The following is a 21,756-nucleotide window of genomic DNA, read 5'->3' as shown; positions in this document are numbered from 1 at the left end:
ATTACATGGAAATAAAAAGCGAAGATAAAATCAATCAGATCAGATCTCTGGCAGCAGAAGTTTTAAAGCTGTCCAGGAACACTCTTTTAGTGAATCTTCGCTTTCTGGATATGGCATTAAGCCAGTTTGAATTTAAAGAATATCCCGGAACGTTATGCACAGATGGTCATTACTTTATTTATGATCCACGCTATGTCCTCAGAATATTCAGAAAAGAGAAAGAAGCAGTCAATCGGGATTATCTGCATATGGTTTTTCATTGCATATTCCGGCACATGTATGTGCATACATTGATCAATCAGCCATTGTGGAATTTTTCCTGTGACATTGCAGTAGAAAATATCATCAATGGTCTTTCTTTATCAAGCACACGTTCTTCACGTCAGATGAAGCAGGAATCCTATCTGAATCAGCTTCGTAAAAAAGTGAAGTACATGACTGCAGAAGTGATCTACGCCTATTTTCTTGATCAGAACTATGATGATGCTTATGCCCAAAAATATGCACCTCTCTTTCAGGCAGATGATCATCTGATCTGGTACATGAGTGACGAAAAGAAAATAGAAATAACAGGAGGCGGAGGCAATAGAAGTGTATCCGGAAACAGCAGCAGTTCCGGAAAGAATTCTCACGGGAAAAGAGAAACATCATATTTTTCCAATCTCAGGCAGGAAGAGGAATGGAAGAAAATCTCTGAAAGAATGCAGACGGATATGGAAACCTTTCAGAAGGAAAGAATGCAGGGATCAGAATCCTATGATCTTGTGCAGAACCTCAAAGAAGTAAACCGTGAAAAATATGATTACACTTCTTTTCTAAAAAAGTTTGCAGTGTGCGGGGAAGTAATGAAGCTTGATCCGGATGAGTTTGATTACATCTTCTATACCTATGGTATGAAGATGTATGGGAACATGCCATTGATTGAACCGCTTGAGTATCGTGAAGTAAAGCGTATCCGTGAATTTGTCATAGCCATTGATACCTCAGGATCAACCTCAGGAGATCTTGTGCAGGCTTTCGTGCAGAAGACATACAATATTCTCAAAAGCACCGAGAGCTTCTTCTCTAAAATCAATATTCATATCATCCAGTGCGATGCAGAGATCACGGAAGACGCAAAGATTACATCACAGGAAGAATTTGATCAGTACTTGAAAACTATGAAGCTCCATGGAATGGGTGGAACAGATTTCAGACCGGTATTCGCTTATGTTAATCAACTTGTTGCAGAAAATGAATTCTCTAATCTCAAAGGACTGATTTATTTTACAGATGGATATGGATGGTATCCGGAATCCAAGCCGGATTATGAAACAGCATTCGTATTTTTGAATGAAGGAATTGATGATGTTGAAGTTCCGGACTGGGCAATCAAGCTTGTATTAAGACCGGATGAATTAAAGGAAAGGAACAGAATCATATGAACATCAAGCAGGCCAAACAGGAAATCAAGAATGCAATGAAGGCGTATTTTACAAAGGATGAATTCGGAGAATATGTCATTCCGATTGAAAAGCAGCGTCCGGTATTTCTGATGGGTCCGCCTGGTGTTGGAAAGACTGCCATTATGGAACAGATTGCTTCTGAACTTGGTGTTGGTCTTGTTTCTTATTCCATGACGCATCATACAAGACAAAGTGCACTTGGTCTTCCTTTCATTGTAAAGAAGAACTACAACGGCAAAGAATACAGTGTCAGTGAATACACTATGAGTGAAATTATTGCCAGCGTCTATGGCATGATGGAAGACACGGGAATGAAAGAAGGCATTCTTTTCCTGGATGAAATCAACTGCGTCTCAGAAACGCTTGCTCCGGCAATGCTGGAGTTCCTGCAGTACAAAGTCTTTGGGAGGCACCGTGTGCCGGATGGATGGATTGTAGTAACAGCCGGAAACCCGCCTGAATACAACAACTCTGTCCGTGAATATGACATTGTCACATGGGATCGTCTGAAAAGAATTGATGTAGAACCGGATTACGGGGTATGGAAGGAATATGCCTATAAGAAAGGAATTCATCCTTCCATTACGTCCTATCTGGATATCAAAAAGCAGAATTTCTATAAAATAGAGACAACCATAGATGGAAAGACTTTTGTAACCGCAAGAGGCTGGTCAGATCTTTCAGATATGATGAAGCTTTACGAGAAAAACAATATTCCTGTCAATGAGGATCTGATCAAGCAGTATCTTCAGAATCCCAAGATTGCCAAGGATTTTGCCATCTACTATGACTTGTTCATCAAATACAGGTCCGATTATCAGGTAGATAAGATCATGGAAGGAAAGGCTTCTGATGAGATCAAGCAGCGTGCAGAAAATGCACCGTTTGATGAAAGACTGTCTCTGCTTGGACTGCTGATTGATGCAGTATCATCTCGAGCAAGAAATGTCTATTACACAGAGCAGAGCCAGCTGGAGGTAATGCATCAGATGATGGATGCCAAGCAGGATCTTGCCAGAAACATCGATGCAGCAGAGGTGCTTGAAAAGCGCATTGGTGTCATTAAGAAAAAGCTTGAGACAGCAAAAAGGGCATCTTCCTTATCCACAGATCAGCAGCATGCTTATCACAGTGCCGTGGCGTCATTGTCTGCAATTAAAGAGCAGTTGGTCAAAGATAAGCCGTCTAATAGTTCTGAAGCATTCAAACTGATCAAGAAAGAATACAGCAAAGGAAATAAGGAATTGAAAGCAGAAGCAGATCAATGCGGGAAAGCATTATCCAATGTGTTCCACTTTGTAGAAGAAGTATTCAAGGGTGGGCAGGAGATGCTTATTCTGGTAACAGAACTTACAGCAAATTACTATACTGCTGATTACATCAGCCACTTTGGATGCAAGGAATACTTTGAGCATAATAAAGATCTTCTGTTCTATGACAGGCAGAAAGAAATCATCAGCCAGCTGGATCAGCTGGAACTTAAATAGAAGGAAGGTATAGGAATGGACAACAAAGATTTTGTAATAGATCGTTCAGGATGCCTGAAAGAATATAACGGTGATAGTGATACTGTAATTATTCCTGAAGGAGTTATCTCCATTGGCTCCGATGTGTTTCAGAATTGTGAAAATGAGCATATTAAAAAAATTGTATTTCCAGCAAGCTTAAAGAAGATTCCGGATGGTCTTCTTGAAGGATATAATTCAATCCAGGAAGTGATTATCCAGGAAGGAACAGAAATAATCGGTCGTGGTGCTTTTTCCGATACCATCATTGAACAGATCCAGCTGCCGGAAACAGTAACAACTGTTATGCCCGGCGCATTCCAGCTTTGTGAAAAACTCAGAGAGATACATCTTCCCAGACATCTGCAGAAAATCGGTGCAGACGCATTTTCAGGCTGCATTGCTTTAAAAACAATCGTGATTCCAGATGGCGTTAAAAAGATTGAAGCAGACACCTTTTCTTTCAGCGGTCTGGAGTCTATCAATCTTCCAGACAGTCTTGATGAAATAGGAAGTGGTGCTTTTAGCTACTGTCATGATCTTAAGAAAATCACCGGTCCTGCGCTGGATTCCTTGAAAATAGGCCAAGATGCTTTTCAGAAATGCGATGGACTTACAGGTGAATCAGGAGTACTGATGCAGGGGAAACGGGTGCTTACCTCTGACACCAAAAAGGATAAAATTGTAATTCCTGATGGCTGTGAATCAGTCGATGCAAATGCTTTTGAAGATTGCAGAGGCGAAATTGAGATGTCAATCCATTGCCCTCGCTGGAAGACCAGTGGAGAAGCTAAAACATATGCATCTGCTTATTCCATAATTGGAATTGATGGTGCAATGATCAGTTTTCGGGATCAGACAGGAAAAGTAATTGCAAGAATCATTCTTGCAATAAAAGATGAAACAGAGCCGAAATCCTGTGCTTTTATTCTTGCAATTCGCAGCAACAAGAATGGGGGATTTGATTTTGCTGGCTATGATTCCATGTTCACTGTCATTTCAAAACCTGAAAACAAACTGCGGATGGCTGCAGTCCGCATGCAGTATCCATATATGCTTTCTGATGAATTCAGGAATCTTTATCTTTCCTATCTGAAAAGGTATTCTGTAAAGGCTGGTATGCTGGCAATTGAACGGAAAGATATATCACTGCTAGGCTTTTTATGCGATCTTGCCATATTCAATGAGAAGGCAGCGGAGCAGCTGACCACTTATGCATCAGAACATGAAATGCTGGAAGTAACTGCAATGCTGCTGGATTACAAGAAAGAGCATTTCAAGACATCCAGCATGCCATCACTTGGGAAAATGGATGATAAATCTTCTAAGCGATCAATGAAAGTATCAGACTGGAGAAAAATATATGATTTCAAATATAAAAATGGCTGTGTATTGATTACGGGTTATCACGGAAATGATTCAGTTGTCACTTTCCCTGAAAAAATCGGTGACAAGTATGTGATCGGTATCGGAAATTATGCTTCTTATTCCTTTTATGTTGACAGCAGCGTAAGCAAGATCATAGTGCCTGGATGGTTTTCTATACTTGAACCGTATTCACTTGGTCACATTTACCATACAGTTGAGATTGATATTCAGGAAGGCATAACAGAGCTGAATCTTGATGCTTTTTTACCGGATGAGCATTCAGAAGGTTTCACAGTAAAGCTTCCAGAAAGCCTTTCGCATCCAACTGGAAATTTTGGCGAATTCAAAGAAACCAACTGGCAGCTTATTGCAGACTCTCCTGCAGAGAAATATTTCAAGGAGCATCATTATCGTTATTCATTAACAAAGCCATATACACCTGAAGAGAATATAAAAAAAGCTGAAGAAATCAGAAAAAAGATTGCTGTGGCACAAAGCGCTGCATCTCCAAAACACGTTGACCCCTGGAAGAAGCCGAAAGCAGGCACACATCTTATCTCAAGGTATCATGGAAATGAGGAAAATGTTGTATTCCCTGAACAGGTAGGCGGCATAAAGATCAATGGCATTGCAGGTACAGCAGGCAGTGCTCCTGAGTACTATAAGCATATCAGGACCATAACAATCCCGGAAGGATATCAAACAATCGGAGCCAAAGCATTCTCAGGCTGTGAGAATCTTGAATACATAACGCTTCCTACAACAATTCGGGAAATAGGATCACAGGCTTTTGAAGGATGCACGCATTTAAAAGAATTATATCTAGCAAAAGAAATATCCTTTTCAGGTCATAATACATTTAACGGAGCTGTAATCAATACATTGGTTCTGGAATCACCAGAGAAAAAGTATCCATCCAAGTTGTTTGCAGGCGCCAAAGTAACAAATCTTCTTGCTCTGGGCAACCTGAAAAGCAATGTAAGATTATTTGATACTCCTCCTGAAGGAATTTATACAAATGGGAGCTTTGTTATATATGATATGCATAATTACAAGGGATGGTATAAAAAGAAGTTCCATACTGTCTCTGACTTTGATGCAAGTATAATTACTGATCCGCAGCTGAAACAGAGAATTGCACAGGAACAGAAAACCAGTCAAGCTGCAGCCAATATAAATTCCGTCAAAGCGGAAACTGTTAATTCCATTGTGTTTTCAGACAGTCATTTCTTCGTCATGGAATTTCTGGAAATGGATAAAAAAGACAGGGAAATGATTTCACTTGTTGAAAGCAGAATAAGCAGTGCAGGAGGAATAATTGAAAACAGATTTGGAAAAGATGTTGATTATCTGATTATTCCGGATTATGAATTCATAGAAAACGCCATTACAAAAAAGGCAATGCATCCAGGAAAGCAAGGAAAACATGTTGCTATTATCAAGGCTTCAGAATGTCTGAAACATGCGGATGACTATTTTGAAAATCTTTTCGGTACAGATAATTACAGAAGTATTTCGAATTATGAATTCTCTATCTATGAACAAAAGATCTATCTTTGGAAATACATCGGCAAAGAAAAAGAAATTCAGGTTCCGGACAGAATTGAAGGATATTCTGTTTTCCTACGAGCTGCTTTTACAGACAACATAGATATCTGCAAAGTTGAATTATCTGAAGGAATAGAAGAAATTCCTGAATGTGCATTTGCAAGGTGCACGGAATTAACATCGATAAAGCTGAATGAAGGGCTGCGCAGAATTGGTGATAATGCATTTGATTACTGCACAAAGATGACAGATGTCAGTATTCCTTCAACTGTTGAATATATCGGTTCGGATGTTTTTGATGGATGCTGGTCAATCCGTAGTATCTGCATTCCTGCAAGTACAGATAGTATTCATGCACCATTAACGGAAAGAGATCAGTTTGTAAGTATCACTGTAGATCCTGCCAATCCGGTGTATGATTCCAGAGAGAACTGCAATGCGGTAATCGAAACAAAAACAAATAAGCTGATTGCCGGATGCAGAAATACCGTGATTCCTGCAGATGTTATCTCTATTGGAGAAAGTGCTTTTAAGTCCTGTTCCATCCAGAAAATTGAAATTCCGGAAGGAGTGATTGAAATTGGAGAAGGAGCATTCTATGGATGCAGTAGTCTTGAAAATATTTCTCTCCCAAGTTCAATAAGAGTAATACATCCTGCTGCTTTTTTGGCAAGTGGAGTTAAAAACATTGTTCTTCCTGAAGGTATGACGGATTTTGATGCACGGGCTTTCAGAGGATGCAGTAAATTAACAGAAATAACAATTCCAGACAGTCTGAAAAAGATAGATAATCTCAACGTTCTTGCCGATACATATAACTATGGTGGTACTATTGTAAAAAAGGTATATGGCAGCAAAAACTCCATTGCTAAGCAAATGGCGGATGAACTTAAATGCGAGTATATTGAAATAAAAGAGCAGCCTGAATCAACTGCTGCAGCTGAAGCAAATTGAGAAAGAACATTTATGTCCGGGAAAGAGCATTTAAAGTCAGAAGAAAATCATCTGATGATTCAATTGAAGAAAAGACCTGTTGTTTTTCTGATTGGAAATGGATTCTGCAGAGCAGCGGGCCAATCTTCCTGTGATGATTTTATAGAGAAGATCAGGAAGAAAGAAAACCCGGCTATTTCTGCTGCAGTTTTAAAAGAGCTTCCGTTTTCACAGCAGATCGTAGCAGCTACAAATGATAAAGTGACTGATTACATTAAGAAAATCAGCATGCTTATGACACAGATTCATCTGGATCAAGACTGCTGCAGCTTGTTTAGACTTCTTGAAAGCGGCAGTGCTGATGCAATCCTGACTGCTAATTATTCCAATGAAATTGAACAGTCTTTTATAGATAATTACACTTCCTATCAATATCGCATGCATAGGTGCATGACACGTAAAGAAGACAATCGCATACGCCGTCTTCTATTCCAATATCAGAATTTATCTGACGGTGGTGCTTCAGCCCCAATCTGGCATATTCATGGCAATGCGTGGCAGCCGTCTTCCATGGTAATGGGGCATTACTATTATGGAAAGCTACTGAATGAAATTGAAAAATATGTACCATCGCTGATCCGCCGTTGCCGCATAGCAGAGAAAAATGGAGAAGAAACCATAGAGGCATTGAGCTGGGTTGATTATTTTCTGCTTGGTGATGTGCATATCATCGGATTCGGAATGGATCCGGCGGAAATGGATTTATGGTGGCTTCTTTGCTGCAAGAAAAGGAATTTTCCGGATGCATCAACTGTATTTTATGAAGCAAGCAAAGATGATATTTACGGTAAAGGAAAAGCACTGCTGATGCAGAACTATGGTGTCAGAATCATGACACCGGATCATTTCAATGGAAACTATAAAGAATATTATGAGAGGGTGTTGAGACAGATAATCTGATATAAAGTCTGTAATATTTTCAGGGATACTTACTTGACGATATACAGTTTATCGCAATCGTAGTCATTTGGCTCATCAGTATATTGAACCATTAGGAGGAGTAATAATATGCGGGAATGGATGTTTTTCAAAATTCAGTACAAGAACAAGGAAGACGCAGAACAAGCTGCCAAGGTTATTTCTGATTTCGCCAGGGAGCATCAGGATTGGGGATGGCCTGCGATGGAAAATCTGAGCGATGTGCAGGTTGAAATAGGAAACTACATCATGCCAGCCAACGATGTAACCTGCGAAGATTTCCTCGATTTCTATTATTGCAAAAACGATGCCATGCAGGCGGAAATCAGCCTGTGGTTCGGGACACAGACAGGCAAAGACGAAATTCATTTTCCTACACTGCTGGCAATGGTGCTTGCACAATCCATGCCGGACGTCTCATTCACTGGTGAAGGCTCGAATGAAAACTCATCTGACAATTCGTACCAACCATACGAAAAGTACAAATATACCAAAGCCACAGGCGTGTTGAAGTGTGTCAGAAGATTTTATGAAACCCGGGATAAGGAAGAATACACTTTTACTGTCAATAAAAAGCATGGAACCTGATTGATGCAGATTCCTAATTCACGAGCAAACAATCTGGAATCGTTGATGTAATTAAAAAAGCCGTATTTGCATAAAGTGGTCCCTGTAGATCCGCGGGCTGTTTATGGAATCACCCGATCTTATGACCAAAATCTCTGGGATCGGGAGTGGAACCCAAAGGACGTTAGCTGACCTGTGGAAGATCAACAGGGTCTTGTACCCTCTGCTTCCTATGGCAGTCTGACGATCCTGACATAAGTCTGAGAAACGTTAGTGCAGATGGGTACATAAGTTTCGGCTTGTGTGCTGTGCTGTCACCGAATCGTTTAGCAGACGGAAGTCTGAGGGCACACAAGCCCTTGGAAGCTCCGTCTATAGTACGTTAGGACTTAGGCGGGGAGGTTCACATTTAAAATCTGAAATCTCGCTAATATTTTCTGAACCATGCTATCATTTAATCGATAAAGACATACTTTGAAGCCCTGCATTGCAGGTCATTCCATTGAAGTTACGCACGCAACCATTTCTCTGCGTGTGTGATCAGAACGCCGTGAATCGGCTGAACTTCTGCGGAATGCTTACGCATAAGCAGCGGGCAGATGGGTATGTCTTTTTTGATGCCTGAATGGCTGAGAGGAGGACAAATCATGACATCAATCGAACGTAAGCGTCTAATACAGGGTGAACTTATTTCATAAGAGCAGGACAATATAATGAGCGCGAAGGCGACCGGACTTTAAAGAACCCAGTGCTGGGTCAGTAAAGCTCGATCGCCTTTTGATGGCGAATCTGATTTACGCAGATGGCTGTATCAATTTCTTCTTTCCATCCACAACCCGGACCTTCGGAGGCTTGTCTGGACCGGTTCCCATGTAATCAACGATCTCTCGCTTCTTACCGGCTTCATATTCATGATAGGAATCGCTCCAGGGCATCAGTTCTTTCAGAAACGATTCTGTAATGCGGGCAGATTGAATATTCCGGAGCTCCCAGGGCCATCATTCCGGACCTTCAAGGCCATTGATCCGGAGCACCAAGGCCGGGCAGAAATTACCGGTTTATTCCGGCATCGAAGTCCAGCGTTCCGCATCTATAAGGCCACCTTCCTGCGCACAAAACCCGGCTTGTCTTATTCCAAGCCGGGTGTCGTCGTCTATCTGGTTTGCTGAATGTCAGTCATTTCTGGTTCGCATTGACTTGTCTCCGAGTATCATGATCCGCTCTGCACATGCTGTGAGCCGGTCCATGATTGCTTCGGCGACTGCACTGCCTCCCAGGCGCTCTCTCCAACCGTCCTCTGCGTACTGAGAGCCGACAATCGTTGCGCTATGCCGATATCTTCCCTCAAGGACTTCAAGGATCTGTTCACATTGTCCTTCTTTGACAGGATAGAGAAGCCAGTCATCAATGATCAGAAGGTCCCTGGAGTGGTATTTCTTCAACAGTCTGTCATATTCGCCTTCGATTTTTGCCCGTTCGATTTCATTGAACAGTTCAGGCATCCGGATATACAGAACTTTATAGTTCTGCTGGCATGCTCTGTTCCCCAGTGCTGCCAAAATATAGGTCTTGCCTGCGCCGGTGGCACCGGTCACCAGAACGTTTTTCGGCTTATGAATATACTGATTCGTCGCCAGAGCCGTAATCTGGGTACGATTAAGATGACGATCCTGATAATACTTGATGCCCTCAATTACAGCGTTGGAATCCGGGAAATGTGCCTCCTTGATCCTTCTGCTCAATCTTCGGTTATCTCTGGAGTCCATCTCTGCATCCACGAGAAAAGATAAGCGTTCATCGAACGTCATATCCATAATTCCTGGTACGGAATCCTGTGTTTCATAAGAGGCTGCCATTGACTTCAAATGAAGCTTCCTGATCGGGCTCACCTTGATAGTGCTCAAGGATTAACTTAATATCCTTATAGCGGGGAACAGTGATAACAGATAAGGCCTTGGCAAAGGTCTTTTCTAACCGCTCAGGGGTGTATTTGTCTGCGAATTTCAGGATAGACATGCAGGCGTTATATCCCTGTTCTTCTACTTTGTAGGATTTTAGAAGCTGATTAATTACCTTATAAACCGATGGCCCAATGGACTCAGCCCACTTACGGAAACGATCATCGTCCCATTCCGGAGCCTGTTTGTGATTTGCAGGCATGTGCTCCGGATTTGTGGAATACTGGCCAGTATGACGGTATAAGCGTGTATGAGAAGCGATTCTGGAATCACCCAAATAGATGTCAATCTTATATTTTGAAATGCGTGCGCGTACTTTCTGATGAATATAACGGTATGGAACGCTGTAGTACATACAATCAACGGCGTTGTGATAATTCAGTTGAACAGTGGCAGATTTCCATATTCCATACTCATACGGCTCACGCGGCAGGCTGTGGAGAAGTGGCTTCTCAATTATTATGAATTCTTCGAGTCGTGATCCTTCTCGTTTTTCGAATTTGGTCGCATTGAATTGGTTCAGGTATTCCCGGCACATTTTGCCAGCTTCGGAAAAGCTTCCGGGTTTCTGCTTATATAATCGGGCAATGATCCTTGAAGTGAGTTTACCTACCGTTCCTTTCACGGATGCCTTGGCTTTCGGAGTCCTCACCGGCGCAGCCAGGATGGCGGTGTCATAGTAATCTGCCATTTCACGGTAGCTGGTTTTTCAATCCAGTCGCCCATTTCCGGGTGAGAAAGAATACCTGTCTTGAGATTGTCACAAAAGAGGATAGGCGTAATGCCATGGAAGAACTCATACATATTAACATGAGCTCCGATCCAGTTTTCCAGCTTCATATCCGGAAGGATTTCGGCATAAGCGTACTGACTGTAAGGGAGGACCGCAACGAACATGTATCCATAGGTAACTTCCCCGGTATCCGGATCTGTGACAGGCACTTTCGTCCCCGCCCAGTCAACTTCAATTCGCTCACCTGGTTTGTGCTGTTTATGCATGGTGGCGTTATTAACTGCAGCTTCCCACGCGAACAGCTCACAGAACTGTGAGTACTGATAGGGAATTCCTCCTGACGCCTGCACCTCTTTGACGTAATCTTCCCAGAGGACCTTCTTGGTCATGCCAGGAATACGATCATAGTCCTTGAGCATTTCGTTAAAGTCCGGCTTTACCTGAATAGATTCCTGTTTCTCCCTTGGAAAAAGCGTTTGGTGAATCTCGTCTTCACTCTTGTCTTTCACCTCCTCCCATTGCAATTTCAGTGAAGACGACGCTTGTCGGGCAGCAGCCACAGAATCCCTGCCAACGTGAAGCTGGCTGGCGATCTGTCTGCCCGATAGTCCTGTGGTTGATAGAAGCCGCAGGATTTCCTTGTACTTTGACATAAAAAAAACCTCCTTTCGTACAAGTGAGGCAATCAGCCTCATCGCCATTATAGAAAGAAGGTTTCTTAAGGAATCCTGACGAATCTGCGTGGCCTTAGAGGCCCGGAATCACATCAAATCAGTCTTTGAAAAAGTGGCCTTGGTTTCACCGGAAACCCGGCTTCGCCACATCGGTATATTCAGGCAGATCTGTTTCTGTCCATCATGCGATCGATCAGATACTGAAAGTAGATTCTCGGATTGGCATGGTTTGCCTTTGCCGTTTCTGCCAGGGATTCGATGATCGCATTATCTTCTGCTCCGGTGATGGAATAGCTGAATAGAGAGTTCATCCTGAGCTGGCAGATACTTCTGACACTTCGTTCGGAAAAACCATTGTCCAGCGGTACCTGCGGATCATCAAGAAACTCCCGCAGTCCTTCTTCGTGGTTCAGGGCATATCTGATTGCAGAGGAAAGATGCTCGCTGAAAGCAGGATCCTCTGAATCCAGGGAATGCATGTATCCGAAGAAGGCATCGACTTCCGGCTTAACCAGTTTCTGGCGTCCTTTGAGTCTTTCTCCATCTGACAGATCCTTCAGCTTGTTCTCTTCCACATAAATTCTGCGGATCAGTTCTATCGCTTTGAATTCCGGAAAGGTCTCCAGTTCTTCTTCTCTGAGCTTTGATGAATTCAGAAGACGTGCTGCACGGATGAATTCTCTGCGGCAGTGCATCCAGCATAATGTGTTGATGACAGACCCTCCTGGAACAATCGAGCTGGAATAAACAAACGAATCCCTGTAAGTCTTGAATTTATGAGGCTTACAGGGATTTTTCTATACCCGCTGGGTACGGTTTGAGTACAAACTCCTTATTCCGGTGAGATTTTCGCCTGTGATTTATGACTGGCCAAATGAAAACAGGATGCAGCTATGATTTTCATGACATGCATCCTGTTATCACACGGTTATCAATCTGAATTCTTGGGGTTGAGTCCAATCTGATCCATGATCGCGTCGTGCTTCTTCTGGGCTTCGACAAGCGTTCTCTGTATCGTAGCCTGACCGACGTTCGGGGGCGTGTCGACTACATCAGCAACCCGAAAAGATAGGAGCATCTATATGCATCGTACAGCACAGTGAAGCCGGAGTTCTGGCAGTATCTGTCGGAACAGGCGCAGCATGATTTCTGGAAGAGCAATCAGAAGACGGGAAAATGCATTGAGGGGCGTGAGCTGATCATTGCCCTTCCGGAGAGTCTCAGGAAAAAAGATCCGGACCTTCTACTCCAGCTGTTTACGGAGACGTTCCGCCAGAAATACGGCGTGCAGTGCACGGCGGCGCTCCACCATAACAAGACCATGACCAACTATCACATCCATCTGGTTTTTGCGGACCGGGACACGCTGGAGAAAACAGACGTGAAGCGGGCAACCCGGAACATGTTTTACGACGAAGCAGGCCGGCATGTGCGGACGAAAAAAGAAATTCTGGATGCGGACGGCAACATAAGACCCGGATGCCGGATCCTAAAGAAAGGTGAGATCTATGACATCAAGTGGTTCTCCGGAAGAAAAGACGTGTTCAAGGACCGGAACTTCCTCGATGATGTCAAAGTGCTGTACACAGATCTGATCAACAAGGTCGTGGAGCATGAGGAGGACAGACTGCAGATCTTTGATGCATCTGGTCCCTACATTGCCACAAAGAAGATCGGGAAAAACAATCCGAAGGAGGACGAAATCCGAAGCGACAACCAGCTCCGGTAGGAATGGAACCAGACGGTAGATCAGGTTTTGAATGCGGGCGGCAGCCAGGAGGAAGTGACGGCGTTCAAGCGGGAAGAAGTGGTGCAGAAGGTATCAGAATCCGTGCAGATACATGGGCCACAGCCGGGACTTTTGGCGGGAATCTTAAGGAGAGCGATCGCTGTACTGAAGGAATTTCTGGATCTCCTGATGCAGTCCGTGAAGGAAGAACCGGAAGTTCGTGAGACAGGAAAAAGTTCCAGCAGGACAGGATTCGAATTGCACGAAAAGCAGAAATCCGAGCACCCGGATTCCCGCGATGCAGAGTTTCGATTCATGCGGATTGAATCGGTTCATCAGAAGCTTTACAAAACCAACCGCAAGCTCTATGCACTGCAGAAACGGAAAGAAACGGTCCAGCTGGCGCTGGATCATAAGCCGAAATCCATCCTTCATCGCAGGGAATGCAAGGAGCTGCAGGAACGGATCGATGGGCTGGAGCGTCAGATCACATTTTGTCGAAATCAGCTGTTCCTGATTCCGGATGCAAACGGATTTGCCAGTGTATGGGAAGCAGAACAGGAATACCATGCAGCGAAGAAAGCGCTGGAGCAGGTGCGCAGAGCACAGGCGAAATGGGATGGAATCATCACTCAGGATGAGAAAAATATAGAGCAGCCAAAGCCGCGGACACAGAAACTCAGTGTTCTGAAACAACTTGCGGAGAAGCAAGCAGAAACGTCAGAACGAAATATAAACCATGCCGATACGAAAGTATACAGAAAAGAGGCCAGCCTGTAGATCTGCGTTGACATTCTCAGATCCGTTCAGACAGGCCAGTAGAATGGCAAGGGGCATACTCTATATCGAGCTGATATCAGGGGTGTAATTTGATCATTATCCTTTCAATATGATCATCTATGAAAATATGATCATATTGAAACGCTTGATTTCAATTGCATCATATGATACGTTAAGTGCATCAATAGTTTGAAAATGATCAAAATAGAGGATCGGGATATGCGTGATTTCTCCTATCGGAACAAGTGGACAAAACTGCTTACACCTCAAATTGTAAATTACCTGACAGCGATTCATGAGTATAAGGGAAGACAGGAACTGATTGCGACCAGGCATGCAGATGTTCTGCAGAATCTTGTTGAAATTGCAAAAATTCAAAGCACGGAAAGCTCGAACAAAATCGAAGGCATTTACACTTCGGATGAGCGGCTGAAGAAAATTGTTCTGGATAAGACGACGCCGCATTCCAGAGATGAATATGAGATTGCCGGATATCGGGATGTCCTGAACACCATCCACGAGAACTATGAACACATTCCCATCAAGCCCGCATTGCTACTGCAGCTCCACCGCGATATGTATAAATTTGAGGAGACAAGAATCGGCGGCAGCTGGAAATCTTCCGAAAACAGGATTGAGGAAGTGGATAAAGATGGAAATCGGAAAGTGAGATTCCAGCCTGTTTCAGCCTTTGAAACACCAGAGGCGATGGAGCGGTTGTGCAGGGCATATCAGGAGATTTTGTCAGATGCACAGGTTGATCCACTGCTTGTGATCCCGATGTTCATTCTTGATTTTCTGTGCATTCATCCGTTCCTTGATGGAAACGGCAGAATGAGCAGACTGCTTACACTTCTTCTGCTATATAAAAATGGATATTACGTAGGCAGGTATATCAGTATTGAGAAATTGATCGAGACAACGAAAGATGGGTATTATGATGCACTGCAGGCAAGTTCAGCAGAATGGCATGAAGGAAGCAATGACTATATGCCGTTTGTTACCTATATGCTTGGCGTCATCACAGCTGCCTACCGTGAGTTTATGGAACGCACGGAGCTTGTGGAAGAACGAAAAGTTTCAAAACCAGAGCGCATCGAAGAAATGCTTAAGAAAAAATTCGGGACTTTTACAAAGACGGAGATACAGAAAGATTTTCCGAATATCGGTCAGGCTACGATACAGAGAACGCTTTCGAAGCTCCAGAAGGAAAACAAGATTATTAAGATCGGCGGCGGTCGTTATACGAAGTATCGCTGGAATTGGGATAACGAAGAGTAGACCCGGGAGGAAGGTATGATTACAGGCGAACTAAAAAACAGAATCGATGGTTTATGGGAAATCTTCTGGACGGGAGGACTTACCAATCCGCTGGATGTCATTGAGCAGATGACATACCTTATGTTCATTCATGACCTGGATGACAGCGATAATCTGCACGCTAAAGAAAGCGCCATGCTGGGGCTCCCCTATGAAAGCATATTTGCCGGAGAGGTTAAGATTGGGGACCGGATTGTTGATGGATCGCAGCTCAAGTGGTCGGTTTTTCATGATTTCCCGGCGCAGAAGATGTATTCCGTCATGCAGGAGATGGTATTCCCGTTCATCAAAGATCTGCATGGTAATAAAGCGAGTGCCTATGCAAAATACATGCAGGATGCAATCTTCAAGATCCCAACACCGCTGATGTTATCCAAGATTGTGGACGCGATGGATGACCTTTATCATCAGATGAGCGGTCTTAAGGATACCGATGCCCGCGGCGATGTCTATGAATATCTCCTGTCCAAACTGGCGAATTCCGGTGTGAACGGACAGTTCCGGACACCGAGACATATCATCAAAATGATGGTCGAGCTGATGCAGCCGGGACCGGACGAAATTATCTGTGATCCGGCATGTGGCACATCAGGTTTCCTCGTGGCGGCGGGTGAATATGAAAAGGAACATCACAGGGAAGAGATCTTCTTTGACCGGGTGAAAAAAGACCATTACATGAATCATATGTTCCATGGCTATGACATGGACCGGACGATGCTGCGTATCGGCGCCATGAACATGATGACGCATGGCATTGACAATCCTTATATCGAATATCGGGACAGCCTTTCCGATCAAAATCCTGACCGGAATAAATACACACTGATTCTGGCTAATCCACCTTTCAAGGGGAGCCTTGATTATGACATCGTTTCAACAGACCTGCTGAAACTGTGTAAGACAAAAAAGACGGAGCTGCTCTTTGTGGACTTGTTCATCCAGATGCTGAAAGTTGGCGGACGCTGTGCCTGCATCGTTCCGGATGGTGTACTTTTTGGGTCCTCAACAGCGCATAAAGCAATCCGCAGAGAGCTGATTGAAAACCAAAGACTGGAAGCGGTAATCTCCATGCCATCCGGTGTGTTTAAACCGTATGCAGGTGTATCTACCGGAATCCTGATTTTCACGAAGACGAACCACGGCGGGACCGATAACGTCTGGTTCTATGATATGAAGGCGGATGGCTTCAGCCTGGATGATAAGAGAACGCCGACCGAAGCAAACGACATTCCGGATATTATTGAGCGTTACCAGCATCGGAATCAGGAGATGAACCGTGAACGCACAGAACAGTCCTTCATGGTGCCAAAGCAGGAAATTGTTGATAACGGATATGATCTGTCCATCAACAAGTACAAGAAGGTTGAATATAAGCCGGTGGAGTATCCGCCGACAAGCGAGATAATGGCTAATATTCGAAGTTTGGAAGTAGAGATCACGGAAGATCTGAATGATCTCGAGAAGATGCTGACTGATGAGACAAATTGATATTTGTAGGTGAGAAAATGGATTACAAAAAGCTTAGCGATTTATGCGATGTGGTATCTGGGGGGACACCTGCAAGGTCGAGAATAGAGTGTTGGGAAAATGGAACAATACCATGGGTTAAAATCAGTGATTTATCCTCAAAATATATAAAAGGAACAGAGGAAAAAATTACTGAAACTGGATTAAAAGAGTCTTCTGCTAAGTTACTCCCAAGAGGTACTATTCTTTTCTCAATATTTGCTACGTTGGGAGCAACAGGCATTTTGGATATTGATGCATCAACAAACCAAGCTATAGCGGGATTGACTGTAAGGGATAGCAGAACAATCGATCCGGAATACATTTATTACTATTTACTTTCAAAAAAGACGTATGTTAATAATATTGGTCGCGGAGTTGCGCAAAATAACATTAATCTTTCTATTCTGAAATCCTTAGAAGTTCCGGTACCAACAGTGGATGAGCAGAGGAGTATTATAGCGATACTGAATAAGAACGATGCTATCATTACTGGCAAAAGGAAAGTGCTTAAAGCACTTAATGAACTTGTCAAAGCCCGATTTGTCGAGATGTTTGGAGATCCAATCAGTAATGACAAAGGATGGAACACGGATCCATTAACCGCTGTTTGTTCAAGAATATATGGTGGTGGGACTCCGTCTAAAAGCCACCCCGAGTATTTTGAAGGCTCAATTCCGTGGGTTTCACCCAAGGATATGAAGTCAGATGTTATTACTGATAGTATCGACCATATTACAGAAGAGGCAATAGCAAACAGTACTACAAATCTTGTTCCAGAAGGCTCCGTATTAATGGTTATTAGGAGTGGTATTTTGAAGCATGATCTTCCTGTATCAATAAACGCTGTTCCTGTAACCATTAATCAAGATATGAAAGCGTTTGTCCCAGGAGAGAATATCACTGCAAGCTTTTTACGGAACTATTTCAAAGCTATTGAACTAGATGTTCTTGCTGGTGTTCGAGGAGTTACGGCAGATAATATTGACTTTAAGACATTTCAGCAAAGAAAGATTATTGTGCCGCCGATTCACTTGCAGGAAGAGTTTGAGGATTTCTGCAGACAAGTCGACAAATCAAAAGTTGCCGTCCAGAAATCGTTAGATGAAACACAACTACTCTTTAACAGTCTGATGCAAAAATATTTCGGATGATATTTGCTACTTGGCAAGCGCAACAACCAGAGGAAGGAGATGGTGTGAATGACAAACTTTGATTATCTGAATTCAGAACCACAATTCCATACATTTGCACCAGTGGCAATCTCTGCGGAGAAGATTGCGGTGATTGATCCTTCAGCCAGCATTATCAACTGCCGGCGTGCCATGGAATTTGCCATTAAGTGGATGTATTCCGTTGATAAGGCTCTCGTCATGCCCTATCAGGACAATCTGGTTACACTCCTGCATACGGAAGAATTCAAAGATTTGATGGATGACAGTCTTTGGCGGCGTCTTGATTTTATCCGGCGTATGGGAAACCAGGTGGCGCATACCGGAAAACCGGTGACGCTGGATCAGGCAAAGCTGTGTCTGAAGAACCTGTTCCTTTTTATGGACTTTGTTTCCTATTGCTATGGAGAAAATTATCAGGAACGTAAGTATGATGAATCACTGCTGGGACAGCCTGCAGAGATTCCTGAAGCTGCAGCAGATTCTGAAAAGGCATCAGATGTCGCTGAAGTTGATCTGAAAGTACTGATCGCAGAGAACAAGGCGCTTAAAGAAGAGCTGACCAGACGCCGGGAAGAGCTGGCACCGGGTTACGTCACAAAGCCGCTGGATCTTTCTGAATTTAAGACAAGAAAGATTTACATCGACTCCATGCTGGTGGATGCCGGCTGGACAGAGGGGAAAGACTGGTTGAATGAAGTTGAACTTGACGGAATGCCGAATGCTTCCGGCAAGGGATATGCGGACTATGTGCTCTATGATGATGCGCATCGTCCGCTTGCGCTCATCGAGGCTAAGCGTACCTGCGTGGATGTGTCCAAGGGGCGTCAGCAGGCAAAACTATACGCTGATATTCTGGAACAGCAGTATCATCGGAGGCCGGTTGTATTCCTGACGAATGGCTTTGATACAAGAATAGTTGACGGACAGTATCCGGAGCGACAGTGTGCAGCGATCTGGTCAAAGCGCGACTTGGAGAAATGGTTTAACCTGCTGTCCATGCGGACAAGCCTACGAAATGTGGTAGTAGATAAGCAGATTGCAGGGCGATATTATCAGGAAGCCGCGATTAAAGCGGTCTGCGACAGCTTTGATAACAAGAATCGCCGAAAGGCGCTGCTTGTTATGGCGACCGGATCTGGCAAGACAAGAACCGTCATCGCACTCTGTAAAGTGCTGATGAATGCCGGATGGATCCGCAACATTCTCTTTCTTGCGGACAGAACTTCGCTTGTGGTGCAGGCAAAACGGAACTTTGTAAATCTCCTTCCGGACCTTTCCTGCAGCAATATCACAGAAGAGAAAGACAATTACGGTGCGCACTGCATCTTCTCTACCTATCAGACCATGATTAATCTCATCGACGAAGCCAAAGATGAAGATGGCAAGATTTTCTCCTGCGGTCATTTTGATCTTGTGATCTGCGATGAGGCACACCGCTCTATCTACAACAAATACAAGGATATTTTCAATTACTTCGATGCACCGCTTGTCGGTCTGACTGCAACGCCAAAGGATGAGGTTGACAAGAATACTTATGAGGTCTTTGATCTGGAAAACGGCGTACCGACATATGGGTATGAGCTGGCACAAGCTGTGCAGGACGGGTATCTGGTTGACTTCCAGTCCGTTGAGACAACTCTGAAATTCATTGATCAGGGTATTGTTTATGACGAACTGTCGGATGAAGAAAAAGAGGAATACGAGAAGGATTTCATTGATGAAGATGGAAATCTTCCGGAAACTATTGGCTCGTCTGCGCTGAACACCTGGATCTTTAACGAAGATACCATTCGGAAAGTTCTGCAGACGGTGATGACACAGGGGCTGAAGATCGATTACGGGGAAAAGATCGGCAAGACAATTATCTTTGCCAAAAATCATGCTCATGCAGAGAAGATCCTTGAGGTGTTCCATGAGGAATATCCGCATCTGCCGGATGACTTTGCCAAAGTAATTGATAACCGGATCAATTATGCGCAGAGTGCGATTGATGAGTTCAGCGATCCGCGGAAACTCCCGCAGATTGCCATTTCGGTCGATATGCTGGATACCGGTATTGATGTACCGGAGATTCTGAATCTTGTGTTCTTTAAGAAGGTGATGAGCAAGGCGAAGTTCTGGCAGATGATCGGCCGTGGGACAAGGCTCTGCCCGGGACTTGTGGACGGTAAGGATAAAGACAAATTCTATATCTTTGATTTCTGCGGGAATTTCGAATTCTTCCGGATGAACAAGGGAAAACCATCCGCCAATCAGATCGCATTGCAAGGGGCAGTCTTTAACCTGGAATTTCAGATCGCATATAAACTGCAGACATTGGAAAATCAGACGCAGAGATTAAAAGCATATCGGGATAAACTTGTTGAAGTAATGTGCGGAAAGGTATCGGAATTAAACCGGGAAAACTTTGCGGTCCGGCAGCATATCAAGTATGTAGATCTTTATTCGGAACCGGAAGGGTATCAATCCCTGTCTTATGAAGACACATTGACCATCCAGGATGAGCTTGTTCCGTTGATTCTGCCTGATCCTGACACGGCAAGTAGCGTCCGCTTTGACGCGCTGATGTACGGAATAGAACTGGCTTATCTTTCCGGGGAGAAGTATGCAAGAGCCCGGAAGGATCTCATGAAACACGTGAGAGCCTTGGCGGATATTGCCAACATACCGGCAATTCAGGGGAAGTCTGAGCTGATCCGTATGATTCTGCATACAGATTATCTGGAAAATGCCGGGATTGATGAGTTTGAAAAGATCCGGGAAGAACTGCGTGGCCTGATGGTATACATACACACGCCTTCTGTGCGTTACGATACGAGTTTTACGGACGATATCCTGAATATGGAAGTTCATGAATCTGAATTGGATTATGGAGAACTGGCCAATTATAAAGCAAAGGCAGAATACTATGTGCGGACACATCAGGACATGATCACGATTGCGAAGCTGAAAACCAACAAGCCATTAACGGCAAACGACGTCGAGATTCTGGAAGAAGTGCTCTGGAGTGAGGTTGGCACCAGAGAAGAGTACGAACAGGAATACGGGGACAAGCCTCTCGGCGAATTTGTCCGCAGTATCGTCGGCCTTGATATGAATGCGGCAAAGGAAGCATTCTCTGCGTATTTGAATGATGTGAATCTGGACAGCCGTCAGATCTATTTTGTCAATCAGATCGTGGAATATATTGTTCACAATGGGATGATGAAAGATCTGTCCGTTCTGCAGGAAGCACCATTCACAGATCATGGAAGCATCGTGGAGATCTTCCCGGACCTAAATGTGTGGATGGGGATCCGGAAAGTAATCGAACAGATTAATGCAAATGCAGCATAGTCAATGCCATTTAACAGCTAATGGGTACAAATTGGGTACACCAGCTTTTAAATGAGGTGTATGAAACGTAAAAGCGTATCATAATGATACGTAAATAGGACGAAATAGTAGCAGGTTCATGACCCGCAAACGGCGGGTTTGCGGACGCGGAGCGTCGGCACTTTTGGAACCGCCTCGACGGAGACCGCGACGGTACCAAAG

General features: G+C 43.9%; 16 protein-coding genes. 11 read left to right on the top strand and 5 right to left on the bottom strand.

Translation table 11 applies throughout. The annotated features are described in order from the left end of the window. The first annotated feature begins 5 nt into the window (after positions 1 to 5). From C1714_RS01025 to C1714_RS01005, 5 genes are all read left to right on the top strand, one after another. Positions 6 to 1,424, top strand: coding sequence for a VWA-like domain-containing protein (locus C1714_RS01025; protein ID WP_102341445.1), 1,419 nt, complete (start codon positions 6 to 8; stop codon positions 1,422 to 1,424). Continuing rightward, positions 1,421 to 2,932 carry an ATP-binding protein gene (locus C1714_RS01020; protein ID WP_102341444.1) on the top strand — a complete coding sequence of 504 codons (1,512 nt, stop codon included), beginning with the start codon at positions 1,421 to 1,423 and terminating at the stop codon, positions 2,930 to 2,932. Before C1714_RS01025 ends, C1714_RS01020 begins: the two co-directional genes overlap by 4 nt. A 15-nt stretch (positions 2,933 to 2,947) precedes the next feature. Beyond that, on the top strand, positions 2,948 to 6,820 hold the full coding sequence (locus C1714_RS01015) for a leucine-rich repeat domain-containing protein (protein ID WP_102341443.1): 3,873 nt from the start codon (positions 2,948 to 2,950) through the stop codon (positions 6,818 to 6,820). Between the two features lie 12 nt (positions 6,821 to 6,832). Next, the gene (locus C1714_RS01010; protein WP_102341442.1) at positions 6,833 to 7,759 is read left to right on the top strand and encodes an SIR2 family protein; all 927 of its coding nucleotides are present in this window, start codon (positions 6,833 to 6,835) and stop codon (positions 7,757 to 7,759) included. A gap of 108 nt (positions 7,760 to 7,867) precedes the next feature. Further along, positions 7,868 to 8,365 (top strand): hypothetical protein, encoded by a 498-nt coding sequence (locus C1714_RS01005; protein WP_102341441.1) that lies wholly within the window; start codon positions 7,868 to 7,870, stop codon positions 8,363 to 8,365. Between the two features lie 773 nt (positions 8,366 to 9,138). Here the strand turns inward: C1714_RS01005 and C1714_RS13915 are convergent. From C1714_RS13915 to C1714_RS00985, 5 genes are all read right to left on the bottom strand, one after another. Then, positions 9,139 to 9,279 carry a hypothetical protein gene (locus C1714_RS13915; protein WP_167849879.1) on the bottom strand — a complete coding sequence of 47 codons (141 nt, stop codon included), beginning with the start codon at positions 9,277 to 9,279 and terminating at the stop codon, positions 9,139 to 9,141. Positions 9,280 to 9,516: 237 nt separating this feature from the next. Further along, positions 9,517 to 10,200 (bottom strand): IS21-like element helper ATPase IstB, encoded by a 684-nt coding sequence (gene istB / locus C1714_RS01000; protein WP_102343110.1) that lies wholly within the window; start codon positions 10,198 to 10,200, stop codon positions 9,517 to 9,519. Then, the gene (locus C1714_RS00995; RefSeq protein ID WP_102341440.1) at positions 10,184 to 10,993 is read right to left on the bottom strand and encodes a Mu transposase domain-containing protein; all 810 of its coding nucleotides are present in this window, start codon (positions 10,991 to 10,993) and stop codon (positions 10,184 to 10,186) included. The genes istB and C1714_RS00995 overlap by 17 nt, the downstream gene beginning before the upstream one ends. Next, positions 10,951 to 11,688 carry a DDE-type integrase/transposase/recombinase gene (locus tag C1714_RS00990; protein ID WP_167849877.1) on the bottom strand — a complete coding sequence of 246 codons (738 nt, stop codon included), beginning with the start codon at positions 11,686 to 11,688 and terminating at the stop codon, positions 10,951 to 10,953. The genes C1714_RS00995 and C1714_RS00990 overlap by 43 nt, the downstream gene beginning before the upstream one ends. 179 nt (positions 11,689 to 11,867) lie before the next feature. Further along, on the bottom strand, positions 11,868 to 12,443 hold the full coding sequence (locus C1714_RS00985) for an IS66 family transposase (protein ID WP_483423417.1): 576 nt from the start codon (positions 12,441 to 12,443) through the stop codon (positions 11,868 to 11,870). Positions 12,444 to 12,808: 365 nt separating this feature from the next. Between C1714_RS00985 and C1714_RS00980 the strand changes: the two genes are divergently transcribed. The 6 genes from C1714_RS00980 (at position 12,809) to C1714_RS00955 (ending at position 21,555) form a co-directional block, all read left to right on the top strand. Beyond that, complete coding sequence (locus tag C1714_RS00980; RefSeq protein ID WP_102341437.1) at positions 12,809 to 13,438, top strand: MobA/MobL family protein; 630 nt, start codon at positions 12,809 to 12,811, stop codon at positions 13,436 to 13,438. 54 nt (positions 13,439 to 13,492) lie between these two features. Further along, positions 13,493 to 14,218 (top strand): hypothetical protein, encoded by a 726-nt coding sequence (locus C1714_RS00975; RefSeq protein ID WP_135567857.1) that lies wholly within the window; start codon positions 13,493 to 13,495, stop codon positions 14,216 to 14,218. A gap of 195 nt (positions 14,219 to 14,413) precedes the next feature. After that, the gene (locus C1714_RS00970) at positions 14,414 to 15,499 is read left to right on the top strand and encodes a Fic family protein (protein WP_245304972.1); all 1,086 of its coding nucleotides are present in this window, start codon (positions 14,414 to 14,416) and stop codon (positions 15,497 to 15,499) included. A gap of 15 nt (positions 15,500 to 15,514) precedes the next feature. Further along, a complete protein-coding gene (locus C1714_RS00965) occupies positions 15,515 to 17,026 on the top strand; it encodes a class I SAM-dependent DNA methyltransferase (RefSeq protein ID WP_102341434.1) in 1,512 nt (503 codons plus the stop codon). Between the two features lie 17 nt (positions 17,027 to 17,043). After that, a complete protein-coding gene (locus C1714_RS00960) occupies positions 17,044 to 18,198 on the top strand; it encodes a restriction endonuclease subunit S (protein ID WP_135567856.1) in 1,155 nt (384 codons plus the stop codon). 48 nt (positions 18,199 to 18,246) lie between these two features. Next, positions 18,247 to 21,555, top strand: a complete 3,309-nt coding sequence (locus C1714_RS00955; RefSeq protein ID WP_102341432.1) for a DEAD/DEAH box helicase family protein — start codon at positions 18,247 to 18,249, stop codon at positions 21,553 to 21,555. Positions 21,556 to 21,756: the final 201 nt, after the last annotated feature.

This window comes from Galactobacillus timonensis (assembly GCF_900240265.1).
Classification (GTDB): Bacteria; Bacillota_I; Bacilli_A; order Erysipelotrichales; family Erysipelotrichaceae; genus Bulleidia; species Bulleidia timonensis.
The sequence above is the reverse complement of the archived record's forward strand: the minus strand, read 5'-3'. Positions and strand labels throughout refer to the sequence as shown.

Excerpts from the sequence above, each read along its gene's own strand:
- C1714_RS01010 (WP_102341442.1), top strand. The coding sequence starts at position 6,833 with ATGTCCGGGAAAGAGCATTTAAAGTCAGAAGAAAATCATCTGATGATT.
- C1714_RS00970 (WP_245304972.1), top strand. The coding sequence starts at position 14,414 with ATGATCAAAATAGAGGATCGGGATATGCGTGATTTCTCCTATCGGAAC.
- C1714_RS00965 (WP_102341434.1), top strand. The coding sequence starts at position 15,515 with ATGATTACAGGCGAACTAAAAAACAGAATCGATGGTTTATGGGAAATC.
- C1714_RS00955 (WP_102341432.1), top strand. The coding sequence starts at position 18,247 with ATGACAAACTTTGATTATCTGAATTCAGAACCACAATTCCATACATTT.
- C1714_RS13915 (WP_167849879.1), bottom strand. The coding sequence starts at position 9,279 with ATGCCCTGGAGCGATTCCTATCATGAATATGAAGCCGGTAAGAAGCGA.
- C1714_RS01005 (WP_102341441.1), top strand. The coding sequence starts at position 7,868 with ATGCGGGAATGGATGTTTTTCAAAATTCAGTACAAGAACAAGGAAGAC.
- C1714_RS00960 (WP_135567856.1), top strand. The coding sequence starts at position 17,044 with ATGGATTACAAAAAGCTTAGCGATTTATGCGATGTGGTATCTGGGGGG.
- C1714_RS01015 (WP_102341443.1), top strand. The coding sequence starts at position 2,948 with ATGGACAACAAAGATTTTGTAATAGATCGTTCAGGATGCCTGAAAGAA.
- istB (WP_102343110.1), bottom strand. The coding sequence starts at position 10,200 with ATGGCAGCCTCTTATGAAACACAGGATTCCGTACCAGGAATTATGGAT.
- C1714_RS00990 (WP_167849877.1), bottom strand. The coding sequence starts at position 11,688 with ATGTCAAAGTACAAGGAAATCCTGCGGCTTCTATCAACCACAGGACTA.
- C1714_RS00995 (WP_102341440.1), bottom strand. The coding sequence starts at position 10,993 with ATGGCAGATTACTATGACACCGCCATCCTGGCTGCGCCGGTGAGGACT.
- C1714_RS01025 (WP_102341445.1), top strand. The coding sequence starts at position 6 with ATGGAAATAAAAAGCGAAGATAAAATCAATCAGATCAGATCTCTGGCA.
- C1714_RS01020 (WP_102341444.1), top strand. The coding sequence starts at position 1,421 with ATGAACATCAAGCAGGCCAAACAGGAAATCAAGAATGCAATGAAGGCG.